The organism is Streptomyces sp. NPDC021093 (assembly GCF_044333135.1).
GTDB lineage: Bacteria > Actinomycetota > Actinomycetes > Streptomycetales > Streptomycetaceae > Streptomyces.
Window position 1 is genome coordinate 53,743 of sequence record NZ_JBIRQJ010000006.1, and the last position, 19,084, is coordinate 72,826.

18 protein-coding genes and 1 tRNA gene are annotated in these 19,084 nt (G+C 71.6%); 9 read left to right on the plus strand and 10 right to left on the minus strand.

The features are described from left to right. Nucleotides 1-65: 65 nt before the first annotated feature. Complete coding sequence (locus ACH4SP_RS19310; protein ID WP_398416457.1) at nt 66-842, minus strand: ABC transporter permease; 777 nt, start codon at nt 840-842, stop codon at nt 66-68. Between the two features lie 240 nt (nt 843-1,082). Between ACH4SP_RS19310 and ACH4SP_RS19315 the strand changes: the two genes are divergently transcribed. The 3 genes from ACH4SP_RS19315 (at nt 1,083) to ACH4SP_RS19325 (ending at nt 4,327) form a co-directional block, all read left to right on the plus strand. Continuing rightward, entirely contained in the window at nt 1,083-1,751 is a 669-nt protein-coding gene (locus ACH4SP_RS19315; RefSeq protein WP_398416459.1) for an HNH endonuclease family protein, read from the plus strand. A gap of 169 nt (nt 1,752-1,920) precedes the next feature. Further along, a complete protein-coding gene (locus ACH4SP_RS19320; protein WP_398416461.1) occupies nt 1,921-3,606 on the plus strand; it encodes an alkaline phosphatase D family protein in 1,686 nt (561 codons plus the stop codon). Between the two features lie 178 nt (nt 3,607-3,784). Next, complete coding sequence (locus tag ACH4SP_RS19325; RefSeq protein WP_398416463.1) at nt 3,785-4,327, plus strand: DoxX family protein; 543 nt, start codon at nt 3,785-3,787, stop codon at nt 4,325-4,327. Between the two features lie 152 nt (nt 4,328-4,479). Here ACH4SP_RS19325 and ACH4SP_RS19330 read toward each other — a convergent pair whose 3' ends face one another. Further along, nucleotides 4,480-5,124, minus strand: coding sequence for a superoxide dismutase family protein (locus ACH4SP_RS19330; protein ID WP_398416465.1), 645 nt, complete (start codon nt 5,122-5,124; stop codon nt 4,480-4,482). 279 nt (nt 5,125-5,403) lie between these two features. Here ACH4SP_RS19330 and ACH4SP_RS19335 point away from each other — a divergent pair, with 279 nt between their 5' ends. Then, on the plus strand, nt 5,404-6,072 hold the full coding sequence (locus ACH4SP_RS19335; protein ID WP_398416467.1) for a DedA family protein: 669 nt from the start codon (nt 5,404-5,406) through the stop codon (nt 6,070-6,072). Here the strand turns inward: ACH4SP_RS19335 and ACH4SP_RS19340 are convergent. Beyond that, complete coding sequence (locus tag ACH4SP_RS19340; RefSeq protein WP_398416469.1) at nt 5,994-6,215, minus strand: DUF2277 domain-containing protein; 222 nt, start codon at nt 6,213-6,215, stop codon at nt 5,994-5,996. The genes ACH4SP_RS19335 and ACH4SP_RS19340 overlap by 79 nt on opposite strands. A gap of 211 nt (nt 6,216-6,426) precedes the next feature. Then, nucleotides 6,427-6,501: transfer RNA gene (locus tag ACH4SP_RS19345), tRNA-Val, on the minus strand. A 225-nt stretch (nt 6,502-6,726) separates the two neighbouring features. Here ACH4SP_RS19345 and ACH4SP_RS19350 point away from each other — a divergent pair. The 3 genes from ACH4SP_RS19350 to ACH4SP_RS19360 all read left to right on the plus strand — a co-directional run bounded on the left by ACH4SP_RS19350 (nt 6,727) and on the right by ACH4SP_RS19360 (nt 9,626). Next, complete coding sequence (locus ACH4SP_RS19350; protein ID WP_398416472.1) at nt 6,727-7,497, plus strand: DUF4097 family beta strand repeat-containing protein; 771 nt, start codon at nt 6,727-6,729, stop codon at nt 7,495-7,497. A 294-nt stretch (nt 7,498-7,791) separates the two neighbouring features. Beyond that, nucleotides 7,792-9,159: a hypothetical protein gene (locus ACH4SP_RS19355; protein ID WP_398416474.1), complete on the plus strand. Its 1,368-nt coding sequence runs from the start codon at nt 7,792-7,794 to the stop codon at nt 9,157-9,159. Nucleotides 9,160-9,407: 248 nt separating this feature from the next. Continuing rightward, nucleotides 9,408-9,626: a zinc ribbon domain-containing protein gene (locus ACH4SP_RS19360; RefSeq protein ID WP_398416476.1), complete on the plus strand. Its 219-nt coding sequence runs from the start codon at nt 9,408-9,410 to the stop codon at nt 9,624-9,626. A 65-nt stretch (nt 9,627-9,691) separates the two neighbouring features. Here the strand turns inward: ACH4SP_RS19360 and ACH4SP_RS19365 are convergent, their stop codons facing one another. The 3 genes from ACH4SP_RS19365 to ACH4SP_RS19375 are packed head-to-tail and all read right to left on the minus strand — an operon-like array spanning nt 9,692 to nt 12,131. Continuing rightward, on the minus strand, nt 9,692-10,351 hold the full coding sequence (locus ACH4SP_RS19365) for an O-methyltransferase (RefSeq protein WP_398416478.1): 660 nt from the start codon (nt 10,349-10,351) through the stop codon (nt 9,692-9,694). Beyond that, nucleotides 10,348-10,998: a response regulator gene (locus tag ACH4SP_RS19370; protein ID WP_398416481.1), complete on the minus strand. Its 651-nt coding sequence runs from the start codon at nt 10,996-10,998 to the stop codon at nt 10,348-10,350. The genes ACH4SP_RS19365 and ACH4SP_RS19370 overlap by 4 nt, the downstream gene beginning before the upstream one ends. After that, a complete protein-coding gene (locus ACH4SP_RS19375) occupies nt 10,989-12,131 on the minus strand; it encodes a histidine kinase (RefSeq protein WP_398416483.1) in 1,143 nt (380 codons plus the stop codon). Before ACH4SP_RS19375 ends, ACH4SP_RS19370 begins: the two co-directional genes overlap by 10 nt. 131 nt (nt 12,132-12,262) lie before the next feature. Here ACH4SP_RS19375 and ACH4SP_RS19380 point away from each other — a divergent pair, with 131 nt between their 5' ends. After that, nucleotides 12,263-12,931 (plus strand): DedA family protein, encoded by a 669-nt coding sequence (locus tag ACH4SP_RS19380; protein WP_398416485.1) that lies wholly within the window; start codon nt 12,263-12,265, stop codon nt 12,929-12,931. Here ACH4SP_RS19380 and ACH4SP_RS19385 read toward each other — a convergent pair. The 3 genes from ACH4SP_RS19385 to ACH4SP_RS19395 all read right to left on the minus strand — a co-directional run bounded on the left by ACH4SP_RS19385 (nt 12,861) and on the right by ACH4SP_RS19395 (nt 17,926). Continuing rightward, nucleotides 12,861-13,655: an HAD family hydrolase gene (locus ACH4SP_RS19385; RefSeq protein ID WP_398417185.1), complete on the minus strand. Its 795-nt coding sequence runs from the start codon at nt 13,653-13,655 to the stop codon at nt 12,861-12,863. The two genes, ACH4SP_RS19380 and ACH4SP_RS19385, sit on opposite strands and share 71 nt — an antisense overlap. Before the next feature lie 176 nt (nt 13,656-13,831). Next, complete coding sequence (locus ACH4SP_RS19390; RefSeq protein ID WP_398416487.1) at nt 13,832-16,576, minus strand: phosphoribosyltransferase; 2,745 nt, start codon at nt 16,574-16,576, stop codon at nt 13,832-13,834. A gap of 177 nt (nt 16,577-16,753) precedes the next feature. Next, the gene (locus tag ACH4SP_RS19395; RefSeq protein WP_398416489.1) at nt 16,754-17,926 is read right to left on the minus strand and encodes an HpcH/HpaI aldolase/citrate lyase family protein; all 1,173 of its coding nucleotides are present in this window, start codon (nt 17,924-17,926) and stop codon (nt 16,754-16,756) included. A 199-nt stretch (nt 17,927-18,125) separates the two neighbouring features. Between ACH4SP_RS19395 and ACH4SP_RS19400 the strand changes: the two genes are divergently transcribed. After that, nucleotides 18,126-19,022: a TerD family protein gene (locus ACH4SP_RS19400; protein WP_398417186.1), complete on the plus strand. Its 897-nt coding sequence runs from the start codon at nt 18,126-18,128 to the stop codon at nt 19,020-19,022. Nucleotides 19,023-19,084: the final 62 nt, after the last annotated feature.

A 19,084-nucleotide genomic window follows, 5' to 3' on the forward strand; every position in this document is an offset into this window, starting at 1 on the left:
CTCCGAACAGGGTACGTGACGACCCCACCGGCACCGCAAGCCCAGCTCAGCATGGGTGCGGGCGGTCAGTCCCTGTGCAGCTGCCCGCGGGCCACCAGCTCCAGAGTCCCGGCCACCGCCACCGCCTGCACGGCCAGCAGCGCCACCAGTACGAACAACTGCACCGCCCCCGCCATCACCGGTGACGCCCCGCCGAGCAGCATCCCGACGAACGCCCCGGGCAGTGTGACCAGACCCACGGTCCTGGTCTGGTCGAGGCCCGGCAGCAGCGCGTCCGACGCGGCGGGCCTGGCCACCTCCAGCCGCGCCTCCCGGTCGAGCAGCCCCAGCGCGAGCCCCGCCTCCACCTCGCCGCGCCGCCCCGTCAGTTCGTCCAGCGCGCGCCGCCCGCCCAGCACCGTCGCGGTCAGCGCGCCGCCGATCAGGATGCCGGTGACGGGGATCAGCGCGATGCCGCGCGGCGGGACGAGCCCGGTGAGCAGCAGGGCCACGACCACGGGCGCCACCGATGCCCCGATGGGCACGGCCGCCCACCACCAGGTGCCGTTACGCGTGAGACGGCGGCCCGCGGTGCGTACCGCGACCCCGTACATCAGCAGCAGGAAGCCGCACAGCAGCCATCCCGAGCGCGCCACCCACCCGATGGCGAGGGCCACGACGGCGAGCTGGACGGCGGCCCGCACCCCGGCGACCGCGATGTCCCGGCCCCGCCCGCGGGAGCCGTCGCCGGACAGCCGGGCGTACGCGACGACGGTGACCGCGAGGACGAGGAGTACGGCGAGGACCGCGCCGAGGGTGACGTTGACGGGGAGCAGCGTGGCGGCGGACTGGGCGGCGGTCACCGGGCAACCCTAGGTTCGGGCGGCCATGAAATGCACGGGCGTGTGCGCGTGGTGTCGGATCGTCAGGTTCAGTGAATGCCTTCGAACTCCTTGAGAACTCCTTGATATGACGTGCCCATGTCGCCACGCTGTTACCTGGCGCACGCCTCCCGGAAACCCGGTGTCGCCACGATGGCCTGGCTGCGCGGGAGTTGACGGGACGCGCGGCTCAACTTCCCCCCCCCCAGCTCGGGAGTTCGCATGTCACGCCACGCCGCAGCACCGTCCGCGAAGTTCTACGCGCGTCGCACCGCCGTCGCCGCGAGCGCCGCCGCGCTCGCCGTCACCGGCCTGCTCACCACCGCCCCGAGTGCGCTCGCCTCGCCGCCCCCGCCGGTCGACGCGGCCACCGCACGCACCTACCTGGCCGCACTGACCGTCGGGGCCGAGGGCAGTTCGGACGGCTACAGCCGGGAGAAGTTCCCGCACTGGTCCACCCAGTCCGGCGCCTGCAACACCCGCGAGGTCGTCCTGAAGCGGGACGGCAAGGACGTCGAGCAGGACTCCAAGTGCGCGGCGGTGAAGGGCAGCTGGTTCTCGGAGTACGACGGGGCCACCTGGACGGCCGCCTCCGACCTGGACATCGACCACATGGTGCCGCTCGCCGAGGCGTGGCGCTCGGGCGCCAAGAACTGGACGACCGCCGACCGGCAGTCCTTCGCCAACGACCTCACCCGCCCGCAGCTCATCGCGGTCACCGACAACGTGAACCAGGCCAAGAGCGACAAGGACCCGGCCGAGTGGCTGCCGTCGCGGACCGCCTACCGCTGCACGTACGCGCAGATGTGGGTGCATGTGAAGCACCACTGGAAGCTGACCGTCGACCAGGCGGAGAAGTCGGCCCTGGAGGGCGTGCTCAAGAACTGCTGAGTCCGCCGCGGGACCGCTGCCCCGCCACGGAACCGGCGCCGGACCCGCCGCCGGTTCCAGCGCCGACCCCGCGGTCAACGCCAAGTTGACCTGGGGAACTTCCCCGCTCCCCTCCGTCGTTCCGTACCGTACGGGCTGGCCCCGCACGGGGGACGACGGAGGAGGGCACATGACCGGGCTGCGCCTGGGACCAGTACTGAGGTACGTCGACTGGGAGGCCGGCGACGCCGCGACCGTCTGGGTGGAGACGGACCGCCCCTGCACGGCGGAGGTGGTCTGCGAGGAAGGCGGCGGCGGGACCGCGGAGACGTTCCAGATAGCCGGGCACCACTACGCGCTGATCCAGGTGACCGGACTGCGGCCGGGCAGCTCCACGCGGTACGAGGTACGGCTCGACTCCGCCCCGGTGTGGCCGCTGCCGGACTCCGCCTTTCCCCCGAGCACCATCAACACCCCGCTCCCGCAGGCCGATTCGGCCCGGATCACCTTCGGTTCGTGCCGGTGGGCGGCGCCCGCCGAGGGCGAGAAGGACCCGGCGGGCCCCGACGCGCTGGACACCCTCGCCGCCCGGCTCGCCAACAGCCCGGACGGTACGACCACCGAGCGCCCGGACGTACTGCTGCTGCTCGGCGACCAGGTGTACGCGGACGAGATATCCAAGGCCACCCGCCGCTGGCTGGCCGCCCGCCGAGACCTGCGCGAGCCGCCGGGCGTGGAGGTCGCGGACTACGAGGAGTACACCCGCCTCTACTACGAGTCCTGGCTCGACCCCGAGGTGCGCTGGCTCCTCTCCACCGTCCCCACCTGCATGATCTTCGACGACCACGACGTGATCGACGACTGGAACACCAGCGCCGCCTGGGTCGCCGACATGCGTGCCACCCCGTGGTGGCAGGAGCGCATCCTCAGCGGTCTGATGTCGTACTGGGTCTACCAGCACCTGGGCAACCTCTCCCCCGCCGAGCTCGCCACCGACGAGCTGTACGCGGCGGTGCGCGCCACCCCGGACGGCACGGACGTCCTGCGGCGGTTCGCCGCCCGCGCGGACCAGGACCCGGCCTGCGTGCGCTGGAGCTACCGGCGCGACCTCGGTTCCGTACGGCTGCTGATGGTGGACACCCGGGCGGCGCGGGTCCTGAAGGAGGGCGCGCGGGCGATGCTCGACGAGGACGAGGCGCGCTGGCTCGCCGACCAGGCGCTGGACGATTCCCGTCCGTACGACCACCTGCTGATCGGCACCTCGCTGCCGTGGCTGCTGCCCCCGCTGATCCACGACGCGGAGGGGTGGAACGCGGCGCTGGCGGCGGGGGCCCGGGGCAGCAGGTGGGCGCGGTTCGCCGAGGACCTGCGCAGGCGCTCGGACCTGGAGCACTGGGCGGCCTTCCCCGCGTCCTTCGACCGGCTGGCGCGGCTGATCGCGGAGGTCGGCAGCGGTCCCGGCGCCCCGGCGACGGTCTGCGTGCTGTCGGGCGACGTGCACCACGCGTACGTCGCGGAGCCGACCCACTGGCCGGACGGGGCGCACCCCGGCACCGCCCGGGTGTACCAGCTGACCTGCTCGCCGGTGCACAACGGCATCCCCTCGTCGATCAAGCTCGGGTTCCGCTTCGGCTGGAGCGGGACCGGGCAGCGGCTGGGGCGCCGGCTGGCACGGCACGGGCGACTGGCGGAGCCGCTGCTGAAGTGGCGGCGGACTGGCGGGCCCTGGTTCGGGAACCAGCTGATGACGCTGACGCTGCGCGGACGCTCGGCGCAGCTGCGGCTGGACCAGGCACAGCGGCCGCGCGGCAGCCGTCAGGGAGACGGCAAAGCCCGACTGGTGACGGCCATGACCACAAATCTGACACACGAATGACACAACAGGGGCAACTGCCGTAATAGATAGGCCACTTGAGGACGAAATTCGGTCACTACTCGAATGTTGAACTTGCAAGCACAGTGAGGCTTACCTAACCTCCTGGGCATCGCAGGTCTCTTCGGGCTGCGTCCCCAACAGGCCCTCCCCAGGCCTCCACCGAAGGAGTCCCCCACTCATGAGCGCATCCTCCGCACAGCCATCGGCGCCATCCGCCGCATCGGCGCCGTCGACCGCCTCCGCGCAGTCGCCCGCCACCGCCCTCTCCGCGCGGCTGACGGATGCCAGGCCGTACGCCCTCGCCCTGTTCCGCGTCGTCACCGGCCTGCTCTTCGCCTGCCACGGCGCAGCCTCGCTCTTCGGCGTACTGGGCGGTGCGGGCGGCACCGGCGCGACCGTGGCCGCGGGCGCCTGGCCGAGCTGGTACGCGGCGGTGATCCAGCTGGTCGGCGGAGTCCTGGTGGCGCTCGGCCTGTTCACCAGGACGTCGGCGCTGATCTCCTCGGGCTCGATGGCGTACGCGTACTTCGTGGTGCACCAGCCGGAGGCGCTGTGGCCGATGCAGAACGGCGGCGAGGCGTCGGCGATGTTCTGCTGGACGTTCCTGCTGCTGGTCTTCACCGGGCCCGGCGCGGCGGCGGTCGACGGTCTGCTGACGGCACGGCGCGGGCAGCAGCCGGGCACGGTCCAGGGGAAGCAGCGGGTGGCAGCGTCCGCCTGAGGCTGCCGCTCTGCCGTACGGAACTCTCGTACGGGCCTGCAGCGGCCCTGTAGGGGCCTCTCGCACAGGCACCAGTACGGAATCAGTGGCGCCCCGGGCCGTTCCCGCTCAGCGGCCCGGGGCACCCCTCCGAGCTCTTCCTGCCGCTCGGCTCACTTCACGCCGGTCCTGAAGTCCCCGAACGGCACCGTGAAGCAGCCGACCCTGTCACCCGCGCCGCCCTGCTCGCGGTGCAGAACCACGGAGTTGGCCGCGCCCTTGGGGAGCCCCCACACGTGGTGCGCGGTCGCCCCGGCGCTGCCGGACCCGTCGGTGGTGAGGTCGAGCCACACCTCATTGTCCGGGTTGACCAGCTTCGGGTCCTTGACGTGCTGGTAGTGCTTCCCGGCCGCAGCGGGGTCGACGCCACACGCCTTCTCGTGCACATGCATCCCGAACGCGTGGTTCGGCCCGAGCCCCTTCACCCGGACGGTGACCGTCGTCCCCTTCCGGTCGGTCTTCTGCCGGACCTGTATCCAGCCACCGGCCGGCACCAGCGTCGGGTCGTACGAGACGGCCCCCGGCGGCACGAAGGCCGAGGCCGGAGCGAAGCGTCCGTCGACCGTGAGGCCCTGGCCGTCTCCGCCTCTGCTGTCGGCGCCCCGGCCGCCCGCGCCCTTGCTGCTGCCGTCCTCGGCGTACGCGGCCGAAGCCGTCCCGGCGATCCCGGCCGTCCCGACCGTTCCGGCGAGCAGCACGGCGGCCGCCACCGCGCCCATGGTCCGTACACGCTCGTGCACCCGAATCCGACCGGTCATGGCGACTCCTTCGTCTTGCCCCCTGGGTGTCCCCCTGCCCCGGCCCCCTGTGTCCGCCCCCACCACCACACTCCGCGCGCCCCGGGCGCACCGTCGCACCGAATGCGGCAATCGGGTGAACGTGACCGCGGTCATAGGGCCGACGTGATCTCCCCGACATCAGACGTATCGGGCGTAATCAGCACTCCCACCAGGCGTAAGGTGGATCGCTGTTAAGCCGCCCCTGCCGCTCCCCTATGCGACGTCGCGGCGTTGTTTTCCGTAGCCGGGGAGTTCGCAGTGCTGGAGAGTCTGGGGTCACTGACCGCCGGTCCGTGGATATACGCGGTCGTGGGCGTCTCGATCGTGCTGGACGTCTTCGTCCCGATCCTGCCGAGCGGTGTTCTGGTGATCACCGCGGCCACCGCAGCCGCGGCCGGCGCGACCAACGCGACCGTCCCGGACTCGTTCGCCCAGGACGTCCCCGAGCTGCTCCTGCTGGCCCTGTGCGCGGCGACCGCCTCACTGCTCGGCGATCTGGTGGCGTACCGGTTGGCCTGGCGCGGCGGAGCCCGCCTGGACAAGGCGATCTCCCGCTCGCGCCGCCTGTCCGCGGCGCAGGAACGTCTCGGCAACGCACTCAGCAAGGGCGGCGGCATCCTGGTCGTCGTGGCGCGCTTCGCCCCGGCCGGCCGCTCGGTGGTGTCACTGGGCGCGGGTGCGGCCCACCGCAGGGCGAAGGAGTTCGTCCCGTGGTCGGCGCTGGCGGGCGTGGCCTGGGCCCTCTACAGCGTGAGCCTGGGCTACTTCGGCGGCCAGTGGCTGGGCGCGGGGTGGATCAGCACCGGGATCTCGGTGCTGGCACTGACCGTCGCGGGCGTCCTCGCGGCCTATGTCGTACGCCGCCCGCGCACCTCAAGTCCGGCCAGCAACTTGGCCGTTGCCTCGGCCACCTCCCCCACTGCCTGATCGAAAACCTCCTGGTTGTGCGCGGCCGGGGCCCGGAATCCGGAGACCTTCCGCACGTACTGCAACGCGGCGGCGGCGATCTCCTCCTCCGTGGCCTCTTCCGGGATCGCGGGCGGTCGAAGCGTCTTGATACTGCGGCACATACGACAACGGTAGCCAGCAGCACTGACAACGGCCCGCCCGCGGCAGCCCGGCGCCGGTCCCCCAGCGGCACCACGTGGGCGGACAGCGGCGCCACGTAGGCGGTACGAGGTGGCGGGTACGTGGGCGGACAGCGGCGCCACGTGGGCGGTACGAGGTGGCGGTACGACGTACGAAGGCCCCCGACCGTGATCGGTCGGGGGCCTTCGTACGTGGTGGGCGCGGACGGTTTCGAACCGCCGGCATCCGCCTTGTAAGGGCGGCGCTCTACCCCTGAGCTACGCGCCCGGGCATGAGGCAACAGCGTACATGGCCAGGGGGGCACCTCCGCAATCCAGATCCGGGGCGTGTGCTGGTCAGGAGAGGATCCGGGACCGGTCCTGAACCTGGTGGGGGGATCGGACCGGGGGTTACCCCCACCCCTGATGCGGTGGACGGCCGGATCGTGCGGGGTGATCCCGGGTTCCTATCGTGGAGGCATACCGACCGTACGCAGTAGGGGGAACACACACCATGGCAGTCCGGACCGCACTCAGGACCCGCACTCTTCTCGCCGCGGGCGGGGCTGTTCTCGTCGCACTGGCCGCCACCGGATGCGGCACGGACGTCTCGGACGCGCCGGTGGAGAAGAAGAACTTCGCGTTCAGTGGCAAGGCCCTGACCATCAAGTCCGACAACTCGGCCGTCGATGTGGTTCCGGCCGACGTCAAGGAGATCCAGGTCGAGCGGCAGGTGGACGGGTGGGTGTTCTTCGGAAACGGCCCCGACCCCGTGTGGAAGATCGACGGGGACACCCTGACGCTGAAGGTGGGCTGCTCGGGCCTCTCCTCGAACTGCGAGGCCCGGCACTCGGTGAAGGTGCCGCGCGGCACCGCGCTCACGGTGGACAACGACAACGGACGCGTACAGGCAACCGGCTTCGACACCGACCTGAAGGTCAAGACGGACAACGGCGAGGTCCGCATCAAGGACATGAGCGGCGGCAAGCTCGACCTGGAGAGCAACAACGGGAGGATCGACGGCGAGGCGATCGCCACGAAGTCCGTGCGCGCCGAGACCGACAACGGGCAGGTCAAACTGAATTTCACCGCCGTACCCGACCTGGTGGACAGCAGCAGCAACAACGGGGAGATCCACCTCGGCCTGCCGAAGGCGACCTACAAGGTCGACACGTCGAGCGCCAACGGCAAGATCACGGTGGACGTGCCGAAGGCCGACAGCAGCACCCATGTGGTGAAGGCCCGCACCGACAACGGAGAAATCACTCTCCAAAGCGTGAACTAACCGGCCCGTGTGTTCGTCATTACCTGGTGGGACAATGAACAGGCCGGGCCAGGCAGGACGGACACAGCACGGGAGAGGGATGTGACGGCGACAGACGCGCAGCCGTACACGCAGCGAGTACGCCGTCGGGCAGAGCACCGTCCTGATCCGGAACCCGGCACGTCCGAACCGGGGCTCGGCACGTCCGAATCAGGCCCTGGTGCGTCTGCGGCGGTGCCTGGCACGTCTGCTCCAGGACCTGGCACGTCTACTGCGGGGCCTGGTACGTCTGCTGCGGGACCCGTCGCGCCTCCCGTGGGTCCCGGCTCGTCCGCTCCGGGACCCGGTACGCCTGCGAAACCGCACGGCGTCCGGGACGCACTGACGCTGATGCTGCTGCCCGCAGCCCTCCTGCCCCTCTGCCTCGCCTCCTTCGCGGGCGGCGGCACCCGGCGCTGGTTCGGCGGGCGCAGCGAGAGTGCGCGGGCGGACGCGCAGGCGGCCAAGGACGCGGCCGCGGCCGCGTTCTACGACCTGGACACCGCGCAGCGGGACCTGCGGATCTCGATCGAGACGATCTCCGCCGTGGACAGCTCGCCGGGCGCCCAGCGCACGGCGACGCAGTTCGCGACGCTCGGGCAGCGCATCGACGAGGTCTCGCACACCTACATCACCGCCGTCGACGCCCACGACCTGGATCGCGACGACCTCGACAGCGGCGACGCGTCACGGGCCCGGGCCGACCTGGGCAAGGCCAAGGACGAGCTCGTACGGGTCAAGGGCGAACTTGACCGGTTCTCGCAGAGTCTCGGGCCGCTGCTCGACAAGGCGGAGACCCAGCTCGCCCGGCTGGCCCCGGCGGTCGAGCGGGCCCGGCAGTCCCTCCTCGCCGCGAGCAACGCGCTGGACGCGGTACGGGCCGCGGGCCTGCGCGCGGACGACCTCGCGGCGCGCCTCGCCGCCCTCGCCCCCGAGCTGACCAAGCTCAACCAGGGCGCCGGCCAGCACGGCGTGCCCGAGACCCTCTCGCGCGCGGAGAAGGTGACCCGCGACTCCGAAGCCGTACGGGCGGAAGCAGCGCGCCTCCCGGAACGGGCGGCGGAAATCGACAAACGCCTGGTCTCGCTCCGCACCAGGGCCCAGGCCCTCACCACCCGCGCCGGCAAGGTCGACCCGGTACTGAGCGAACTGCGGCGGCGGTTCACGGCGGCGTGCTGGCAGGACCTCCAGCAGGTCCCGGCCGAGGCCGCGGAGAACGTACGCCTGGCGGAACAGCGCCTCAAGGAGGCGTCGAAGGCCCGCGACGAACAGCGCTGGCCGGACGCCACCTCCCTGCTCAGTACGGTACGAGCCCTTCTCAACGGCACCGACGAAGCCGTCTCTGCGGCATCCGACCGCCTCCAGCGCCTGAACGCGGTGTCCAAGGACCCGCAACAAGAAATCCAGCGCACCCGCTTCGCCATCCGCGACGCCCAGCGCCTGGCCATGGCGGGCCGCAACACCCCCGATCCGCGCCACGCCCGCCCCCTGGACGACGCGGTGGCCCGCCTGGACCGCGCCATCGCCGCCCTGGAGGGCCGCCACCCCGACTACTGGCACTTCCTCACGGAAACAGAAGCGGTCCGCCGCACGGTCACCCGAGTGGTGACCGAAATCCGCGAAGAAAGAAGCACAAGCACCTAGCCGCCGTGAGCACTCCCGACACCTGGCTCCCTTAGGCACTCCCGACGCCCAGCCTCCTTGGGCACAGGGGCCGCCCCCTGGGGCAGTGGGGTCTCCCCTGCTCCTTAAGAGCTTGGCGGGGGTCCCCCCTGCTCGAACGAAGTTGAGAGCTTGGGGGGGGGCGGGTGGGCAAGGGGGCGGCCCCCACGCGGAGCGCACCCCCTCCGCGACCGCGCACCCCCGCCTCACCCCCGCACTACCCTGTCCCCATGCCCCGCTACGAGTACCGCTGCCGCCCCTGCGCCACCACCTTCGAACTCTCCCGTCCCATGGCCGATTCCTCCGCCCCCGCCCTCTGCCCGGCAGGCCACGAGGACACGGTCAAGCTGCTCTCCGCCGTAGCCGTCGGCGGCACGGCCGCATCCTCCGCACCGTCCGGAGGGGCGGGCTCAGGCGGAGGCTGTTGCGGCGGCGGCTGCTGCAGCTGACAAGCCCAACCCCTGCCACCGCCACGGCCATTCAGCGCTTCAGCTTCAGCTTCAGCCAGGACCATTCAGCGCTTACGAGAAAGCGTGATGCCGTCCGAAATCGGCAGCATCACGCTCTCCATCCGCCCGTCGCCCGCCACGTGCACGTTGAATTCCTTGATCGCAGCCGCGCTCCCCGTCGCCCCGGGATCCACGACCTCCCCGTGGAACAGCACGTTGTCGCTCACAATGACCCCGCCCCGCCTCATCCTCGGCACCAACTCCTCCCAGTACGCGATGTAGTTCCCCTTGTCCGCGTCCAGGTACGCAAGGTCGATGTGCTCCTCGGCCGGCATCGCCCGCAGCGTGTCCAGCGCGGGTGCGATCCGCAGGTCGATCCGGTCCGCGACCCCCGCCTCGGCCCACGCCTCACGCCCGTACGCCGTCCACTCCTCCGACACGTCGCAGGCGATCAACCGGCCGCCCTCGGGCAGCGCCTGCGCCATCGACAGTGCGGAGAACCCGGTGAAGGTGCCGACCTCGACGATGTGCCGGGCCCCGGTCAGCCGCACCAGGAAGGCCAGCAACGGCCCCTGCTCCTCGGCCGACTGCATGCGCGCGGAGTCCGGGAAGCGTTCCCACGTCGTCGCGATCAGCTTGCGCTGCACCGCGTCCACCGGCGGATTGTGGTCGAGGACATAGGTGTACAACTCATCGGTCAGCCTCGTGCTGTTGCCCTTGCTCATGCGCTGCTCCCCAAATACCTGAGTACGGCCAGAACGCGGCGACTGTAACCGCTGCTCCCGTTCAGCCCGAGCTTGTCGAAGATCGCGTTGGCGTGTTTCTCGACGGCGCTCAGCGAGATGTGCAGCCGCTTGGCGACCGACGGGTTGGTGTGCCCCTGGGCCATTTCGGCGAGCACCTCGCGCTCCCGGTCCGTCAGCCGGGACAGCGGGTCGGTGCCGTTGGAGCGCCGCAGCAACTGTCGGACGACTTCCTGGTCGAAGGCCGCCTGGCCGGACCCGACGCGCTCCAACGCGTCGAGGAATTCGTCGACTTGAACGACCCGGTCCTTCAGGAGGTAGCCGACGCCTCCCGAGTCGTCCGTGAGCAGTTCGGTGGCGTACCGCTTCTCGACGTACTGGGAGAGGACCAGCACCCCGACCTCGGGCCGCCGGCTGCGGATGTCCAGTACGGCGCGCAGCCCCTCGTCGGTGTGGGTGGGCGGCATCCGGACGTCGGCGACCACCACGTCCGGCGGGGCCTTCTCGACCTCGGCTAGCAGCGCCTCTGCGTCGGCGACGGCGGCCAGTACCTCGTGCCCCTCCTCCACGAGCAGCCGTACCAGCCCCTCCCGCAGCAGGGTCGAGTCCTCGGCCAGGATTACGCGCATGGGATCTCCGCGGTGATGGTGGTGGGCCCGCCGGGCGGACTGTCGACCCGGAGACTGCCGTCGAGCGCTGCGACCCGGCGACTGAGCCCGGTCAGCCCGCCGCCGGCCGGATCGGCGCCGCCCGCGCCGTCGTCCTCGATGCTGACGCGCAGAATGCCGTCGCGCCAGTCGAGTTCGAGGTAGAGGCGGCTCGCGCCGGAGTGCTTGACGGCATTGGTGACGGACTCGGCGACCACGAAGTACGCGACGGTCGAAGGGGCGCGCGCCGGTTCGGTGTTGAAGTCCCCGTAGTGCACCACGACCGGCATCGGGCAGCGCTCGACGACGGTCTCCACCGCGGCGCGGAAGCCCGCCTCGTCGAGCACGGTCGGGTGCACCCGCCAGGCCACCTCCCGCAGCTCGGTCAGGGCCCGCTGGCTCTCCTCGTGCGCCTGCAGCAGCAGGTGACGGGCGTGCGCGGGGTCCTGGCTGCGGCGGGCACGGCCGATCAGCATGCCCAGCGCGACCAGCCGCTGCTGGACGCCGTCGTGCAGGTCGCGCTCGATGCGGCGGCGCTCGTCCTGCACGGCTTCCACCACCCCGGCGCGGCTGGCGGCCAGTTCGAGGATGCGGTTCTCCAGGACTTCGGACGGGCTGGGGCCGAGGAAGTGCTGGGCCAGTTTCCTTTCGAGCAGGGCGAGTCCGAAGATTCCCTGGGCGGAGAGGAAGAAGAGGAGGAGCCCGGCGGCACTGGAGAAGGCGACCGTGAGCGGGTTGTCGATGTCCTCGATGAGCCAGCCGTACGCGAAGAAGGTACCGAAACCGGCGCCCACCACCCCGTACGCCAGGACCACCGCGCCCAGCAGTCCCGGCAGCCAGCGGACGGCGACGTAGCGCAGGGCGCGGCCGCCGTCGTACGCCGGGGAGACATGGATGTCGAGGAGGACCGCGAGGCGCCTGCGCTCCACAGTGGCCAGCCGCACCGCCGCGGCGAACACCGGACGCAGCACCGCACGCCGTGCTCGCGGCCAGGCCAGGACGAGCAGCAGAGCCACTGCGGAGACCAGGGCGAGGAGCAGCTCGACGAGCGCCGTGCAGGCACCCAGTGCCAGCCCCGCCGCGATCCTCACTCCACGTCGCACCAACGCTTTCATGATCAGAACGTAGCCCGGCCGGGTCCGTCCGCACATTGCGGGAAACCGCAGTCTTTTCCTGCGGTGTCCCGCTGCCGGTCCAACGGTTTTCTTCAGTGTGCCTTCAGGCCCCGGTCCGTAGCGTGGAACGCATGATCGAAAGCAGCGCAGCACCTCAGTGGATCAACAGCCTCATGGAGACCATGGGGGCGCCCGGCGCGGGCCTGGCCATCGCCCTGGAGAACCTCTTCCCGCCGCTCCCGAGCGAAGTGATCCTGCCGCTGGCCGGGTTCGCGGCGGGCACGGGACAAATGAGCCTGTGGGCCGCCCTGTTGTGGACGACGGCCGGCTCGGTGGTCGGCGCACTCGCCCTGTACGGGGTGGGTGCGCTCCTCGGCCGCGACCGGACGGTGGCGATAGCCGCGAAGCTGCCGCTGGTGAAGGTCTCGGACATCGAGCGGACCGAGGCGTGGTTCGCCAAGCACGGGGCGAAGGCAGTGCTGTTCGGACGGATGATCCCGATCTTCCGCAGCCTCATATCCGTGCCGGCGGGCATCGAGCGGATGTCGATACCCGTGTTCCTGGGGCTCACCACGCTCGGCAGCGCGGTGTGGAACACCCTGTTCGTTCTTGCCGGATATCTGCTGGGCGACAACTGGGAGGAGGTGACGGGTTATGTCTCGGTGTACTCGAAGGTGGTGCTGGTCGTGGCAGGTCTCGCGGTCGTGGCCTTCGTGGGGATGCGGGTGCTCAAGAAGAAGAAGGGCAAGGGCGCCCGGAAGCAGGCCCAGCATGCGGGCCCGCGGCGGACGCGCGGATGAACTGGCGAAGGATCTCCTCGCCGGCCGCGATGCCGCTCTCCGGAAGAGCGGTGATGTGCGGGGCGTGCCACCCCGCGTCGGCGAGTTCGCCGTGGCCGGGACGCCAGCCCCGGTCGGCGGCCTGCAGCAGGTCCGCGTCGAGGAGCGAGTCCCCGGCGGCGAGGGTGAGTGCGGCGCCGGTGCGGCGGGCCACCTCGCGGACGGCGGCGCTCTTGGTCAGCGGGGCGGGGACCACGTAGATCTTGCGGCCCTGGAGGGAGACGGTCCAGCCGAGCGGCCCGGCCCATTCGGCGAGTTCCTTGACCCAGCCCTCCGGGAGCAGGGTGCGCTCGACGACCAGGTAGGCGAAGAGGTCCTCGGCGACCCGGTCCTTCAGCAGCCAGGCGGGGTCGGCGGCGTCGGCCAGGTGGGCCCGGACCTCGGCGAGCGGAGCGCACTCTTCGCTGAGCCGGCGGGCGACCCGGTCCTGCCAGTCGGGGTCGGACACACCGTCGACGAGGAGGTGTCCGCCGTTGGCGCAGATCGCGAACCGCGGTGCTGGGCCCGGGAGATGGATGCGGTGGTACTGCTCCCGGGTGCGGGTCGTGGTGGGCACGAAGAGCGTGCGGGGGTCGTCCGACGCGAGCGCTTCCAGCAGCCCCGCCGCGGTTTCGGTGACGTACGAGAGTGGCTTGCCCTCGTACACCTCGACGCACAGCAGGCGCGGCGCCTGCGCGTCGGGCATCCGCAGCCCGAGTGCGGCGGACGAGTAGATGAGGGTCCGGTCGAGGTCGCTGGCGACCAGGACGGGGGCAGCGCCCGACACGGGGGCGACGTCGGGAGCAGTACTGGCGGCAGTGCTGGGGGCAGTGCGGGTGGCAGCTCCGGGAGCGGCGCTGGGGGTGGTGTCCGGTGACGTACTCACTTGGTGTCCACCGCCTTGCCGTCGGCGCCCGTCGCGCCCCGGGTGAAGCGCGGATGGATCAGCCCGACACAGGTGTACGGGAGGTCGTCGACCTCCTCGACCGGTACGCCGCGCTGCTCGGCCAGCAGGCGGACGTGGCCGAGGTCGGCGCCCGCACCCCGGCGGGCGAGGATCTTCCAGGGGACCCGGCGCAGGAGCACGCGGGTGGTCTCGCCGACGCCGGGCTTGACCAGGTTGACGTCGTGGATGCCGTACTCCTCGCTGATCCGCTCGACAGCGGCCCAGCCTTCCCAGGTGGGGGTGCGGTCCTGGCCCTGGAGGGCCTTGACCTCTTCCGTCACCTTCTCGGCGACCTCGTCGAAGCGGGCGGCGACCGTGTCGAGGAAGAGAGTGGAGACGTCGGTGTCCGCGAGTTCGCGGTAGAACTTCCCGCCGTGGAAGTCGTCGGGGCCGACCAGGTCGGCGCGCAGCACCGTGCGCGAAATCAGGCCGGAAACCGTGGAGTTGAGGCAGGCGGAGGGGATGAGGAAGTCCTCGCGGGTGCCGTAGGTGCGGACACAGGAGCCGGGGTCGGCCAGGACGGCGATCTCCGGGTCGAAGCCGCGCAGGGTGTCCTCGATGCCTTCCGCCGCGTGGAAATCGGCGAGGGCGTCGGCGAGTTCACGGGTGATGGCACCCTTGCCGGTCCAGCCGTCGACGAAGACGACGTCGGCCGGGTCGTGGTGGGCGGCGAGCCAGCGCAGCGCGTTGGCGTCGATGCCGCGGCCCCGGACGATGGACACCGCGTAGTGCGGCAGGTCGAGGCCGTGCCGGTACTGCGCCCAGCGTCGCATCAGGACGCCGACGGGGGTGCCTGCGCGGGCGAGCGAGACCAGGACCGGGCGCGGGGACCGCTCGGCGAGGACCGTCTCGGTGACGGTGCCGACGGCCTGCGCGATCCGCGTCGCGGACTCGTCGAGTGCCGTACGGAACAGCTGTTGGTACTCCGGCGTCGGCTGGTACTCGACCGGCAGCGACTCCGCGTAGTGTGCGCCGCCCGCCTGGATCGCTTCCTCGCGTTCCTCCGTGGGCGCTTCCAGAGTCACGTCGGAGAGGTCCTGGAGGAGCCAGCCGACGTCCTCGGGTGCGTACGAGGAGAAGGCGGGGCCGCGGAGGGGTTGGGGCATGTACTGCTCCTGTGCCGGCGAGGGGGGCGGGGGTGTGTACGAGGGGACCACTGCCAGCAGGACGCGGCCGGTGTGGGCGCGGAGGGACGCCAACAGGCCGTCGGGGGCGTGCAGTTCGGGGGTGTCGGCGATCGAGTCGACCACGGCGACGACGGCGTCGAATCCGGCGCCCGCGACGTTGTAGGCGTAGCGCTCGCCCGGTCCGTCGGCGGGGGTGTCGTGGGCGGGGAAGACGAGCCGGGTGCGTATCGCGTAACCGGGGTCGTCGACGGCGAGGACCGGCGAGCGGGTCGTGGTGGAGTAGCGGACGTCGACGCCGGACTCCTCCAGGACCTGGCCGAGCCGCAGCGGCGCGTACATCAACTCCTCGAAGCCGAGGACGAGTACGCGGGCACCGGGGCCGAGGCCGGCCAGCCCGTCGGTGATGCGGGCGGCCATGTCCGGCAGCGCGGCCTCCAGCGAGGCCCGGTGCGCGGGGACGAAACCGTGCCGTCCGCCGTCGGGTATCTCCGGGGGCCAGCCGAGTTCCAGACGTACGACTTCCGACGCCGACGCCGACGCCGGGTCCGGGTCCGACGCCGGGTCCGGGTCCGGGTCCGGCGTCTGGTCCAGGGCGAGGTCCGTTCCCGGATCCGCACCGTGCCGCTCGGGCACCGGCTGCGTCCGCTGCTTCGACTCCTCTTCCGCGACGAGCAGCTGCCCCTTCTCCAGCACCCCGTCGGGCAGGTGCACGGTGCCGCGGGCGCGGGCGATCAGGTCGACGCGGGCGCCGATCTCGGCGGCGAACTCCGCCAGCCGGCCCTGGTCCTCGGGCGAGCGCATGTCGACCAGGGCGACGACGACGTACCGCTCGCGCGGGTGGCGGGCGTGCAGGTCACGGATCGTGTTGAGGACCGTGTTCCCGGTGGAGAATTCGTCGTCGACGAGGACCAGCGGGCCGTCCCCCGCGAGGAGTTCGGGGTTCTCGGGGAGGAGCAGGTGGGAGGTGGCGTGCGAGTGGGCCTCCTCGAAGCCGCCCGCGGTCGCGACTCCGGCGACAGGACGCCGGGTGGAGTGGAGGTACGGGGCGAGGGCGAGGCCGTCGGCGACGGAGTGCCCGAGCCCGGTCGCGGTCTCCGCGTAGCCGAGCACCACCGCACGCGCGGCGTCCCGGTCGCCCAGGAGCGCGCGGACCTCCCGGCCCAGGGCGACTCCGGCGCCGTACACCAGCGACGGCTTCTGCGGGACGTGCTTGCCGAGCACGTTCGAGACGAGAAGGTGGGCCCGCTTGGGGTTGCGCCGCAGCGCAAGCCCCAGCAGATCGCTCAGCGACTCACCACGAGCCGCCCCCTCGCCACCACCGGCTGCACCCAGGCCACCACCGGCCACACCCTCACCACCGCCGGACACCCCCAGGCCACCACCGGCCGAACCCTCACGACCGACGGACACCCCCGCGCCACCACCGGCCGAACCCTCATGACCGACAGGCATCCCCGCGCCACCGCCGACGAGCTGCACCCCCAGCCGCTCCGCGACCCAGCTTCCGGACCACACCACGTCGTCACTGCCGGACCGGACCACGTCGTTCGTCACTTCTCTTCCTTGCCTTGCACTCGCTGCACTCGCTGCGCCCTCTGCGCCCTCTGCGCCCGCCGCACCCTCTGCACCCGCCGCGTTCGTCACCCTCGCCCCGCTCCTGGCCGCATCCGCCGCACCCGCCACCCTCACCGCGTTCACCGCATTCGCCTCGTTCGCTGCCCTCGTCACAGTTCAGTCCACGGGTCCCGTGAGCCCGGCCGTCAGCAGTTCCACGAAGCCGATGTCCTCGCGGGCCACTCCGAACGCCTCGGCGCGCTGCAGTGTGCGCTCCGCCCAGGCGCGGTGCGGCTTCACCTCGTTCATCTTGTTCGTGTACGCCGAGCGCAACACGCCTCCGCCGCCGCGCTCGGGCCGCAGGATGTCCCGGGCGTCGCTGTACTCCTCGTGGCTCACCACCGACAGAGCGTGCACGGGCAGCACGTGCGAGGGGTGGATGCAGGTCTTGCCGAGCAGTCCGTTGGCACGGTCGAGGCCGATCTCGCGCAGCAGTCCGTCCATGTCGTGCTCGATGAGCGCGGTGCGCAGCTCCTCAGCCCGGCTCTCCAGGAAGGGGCTGCGGCGCAGCTGCGGCTTGAACATGCGCTCCTGGACGCGGAAGTACTCCCACACCGGGCCCGTGATGGTGAAGCCGGTGCCGTCGGACCGGCCCAGGACGTTCACCACGTCCCCGATGACCCCGGCGACGATCTGGACGTCGTAGGCCGTCATGTCGGGCGCCCGGCGCAGCCCGTACGCCGAGCAGAAGTCGGTGACGCCGAGCCGCAGGGCGAGGACCCGGTCGCGGTACTTGTCGACGGTGCGGGAGATGCCCCGCAGGGTTTCGGCCCGGGTCTCCAGGTGGAGCAGCTCCGGCGACTCCAGGACGGGCATCGCGAACAGCCGCCGCCCGCTCGCCGCCTCGGCGGCCGTGAGCGACTCCAGGAAGGGGACACCACGCTCTTCGGTGAACTTCGGAAGTACGAATCCGGACAACAGCCGTGCGGCGTCGCCGAGCCGGTCCACCAGGTCGGGTATCTGCCCCGGCTCGCGCACCCGGACGAACAGGAGCGGGACGTCCCGGCCGCGTCCGGCGAGGTCGGTGAGCTGGCGGACCAGGTTCTCCTCGGCGCCCTCGACCTCGGCGTCGTCTATCGAATCCTCCAGGCAGAGCACCATGGAGACCACTCCGCGCCGCACCTGCTTGAGCACGTCGTCGGCCAGCCGGGGCCGGGTCGCCGGGCTGTAGAGCGTGGCGCCGAGCGCGGCCGAGAGCATCCCGGCCGGGGCGTCCGCGTCGAAGACCACCGGCTCGCGGTGGAACAGATCACTTCGTATCCCGGCAGAGATATGCCCGAAATGACGCATGTGAGTACCCCCGAGCTGGAGCGTGGAACGTCGGACATGTGGCCGGTAATAGTACGTAGGGGTGGGTGTCCGAAGTTCCCCCGCTGCGTGAATTCCAGGTAACCCGCAGGCCGGGGCCCTGCACCGGCCCTCCCCTCGACCGTACGGGACATGACCCCCACGTTGTCCGTCCCGCCCTCGGGGAGGCAGGATGACCGGCATGACGCACGCGATGCTGAAGGGCGCGAACGTACCCCTCGATGCCACGGCCGTACGGGCCGTGCTCCGGTGGACCCCCGGCCCCGGCATCCCCGACGTGGACGCGTCGGCCCTGCTGGTCGGGGCGGACGGGCTGGTGCGCTCCGACGAGGACTTCGTCTTCTACAACCAGGTCAGGCACCCCTCGGGCCTGGTGCGCAAGCTCTCCATGAAGCGGGTCCCGGAGGGTCTCACCGACACCGTTGTGGCGGACCTCTCCTCGCTCGACGCCTCCGTCGACCGCATCGTGATCGCCGCCTCCCTCGACGACGAGGCCATCGCCGAGGGCGCCACCTGCCAGGACGTGCGCGACCTGCGGATCCTGCTGTACAACGCGACCGTCGCCGGGGGCGAGCCGCTCGCCGTGTTCGACGTGCGGCCGGACACGGGCGAGGAGACCGCGATCATCTGCGGCGAGGTCTACCGGCGCGGCGAGGGCTGGAAGTTCCGGGCGGTGGGACAGGGCTATCCGACCGGTCTGATCGGTCTGGCCACCCAGTTCGGCATCTCCGTGGACGAGAGCGAGGCGGCCGAGGGCGCACCGCCCGCCGCACCGCCCGCCGCGGTGCCCCCGCGGTCGCCGGAGCCCGCCACCCAGGCCGTGCCCCCGACGGCGTCCCCGACCACACCGCCGGCCACACCCCCGGCCACGCCTCCGTCCGCGCCCCCGGCCCGGCCCGCGTACGGCTACCCGCACCCGGCCCCGCCACAGCCGCAGGCCCAGCCGGCGTACGGATACCCCCAGTCCGCGTCCACCCAGCCCGCGTACGGATACCCGCAGCCGGCCGCGGCGGCGGCGCACGCCCCGGACCCGAACTTCCGGCTGCCCCCGCAGGGCCCCCAGTTCATCCGCGGCTGAACCAGGGAACTCCCCCGCCGGGGGCCGGCACTCCGTGGGTCTCCGGCGCTCCGTGGGTCTCC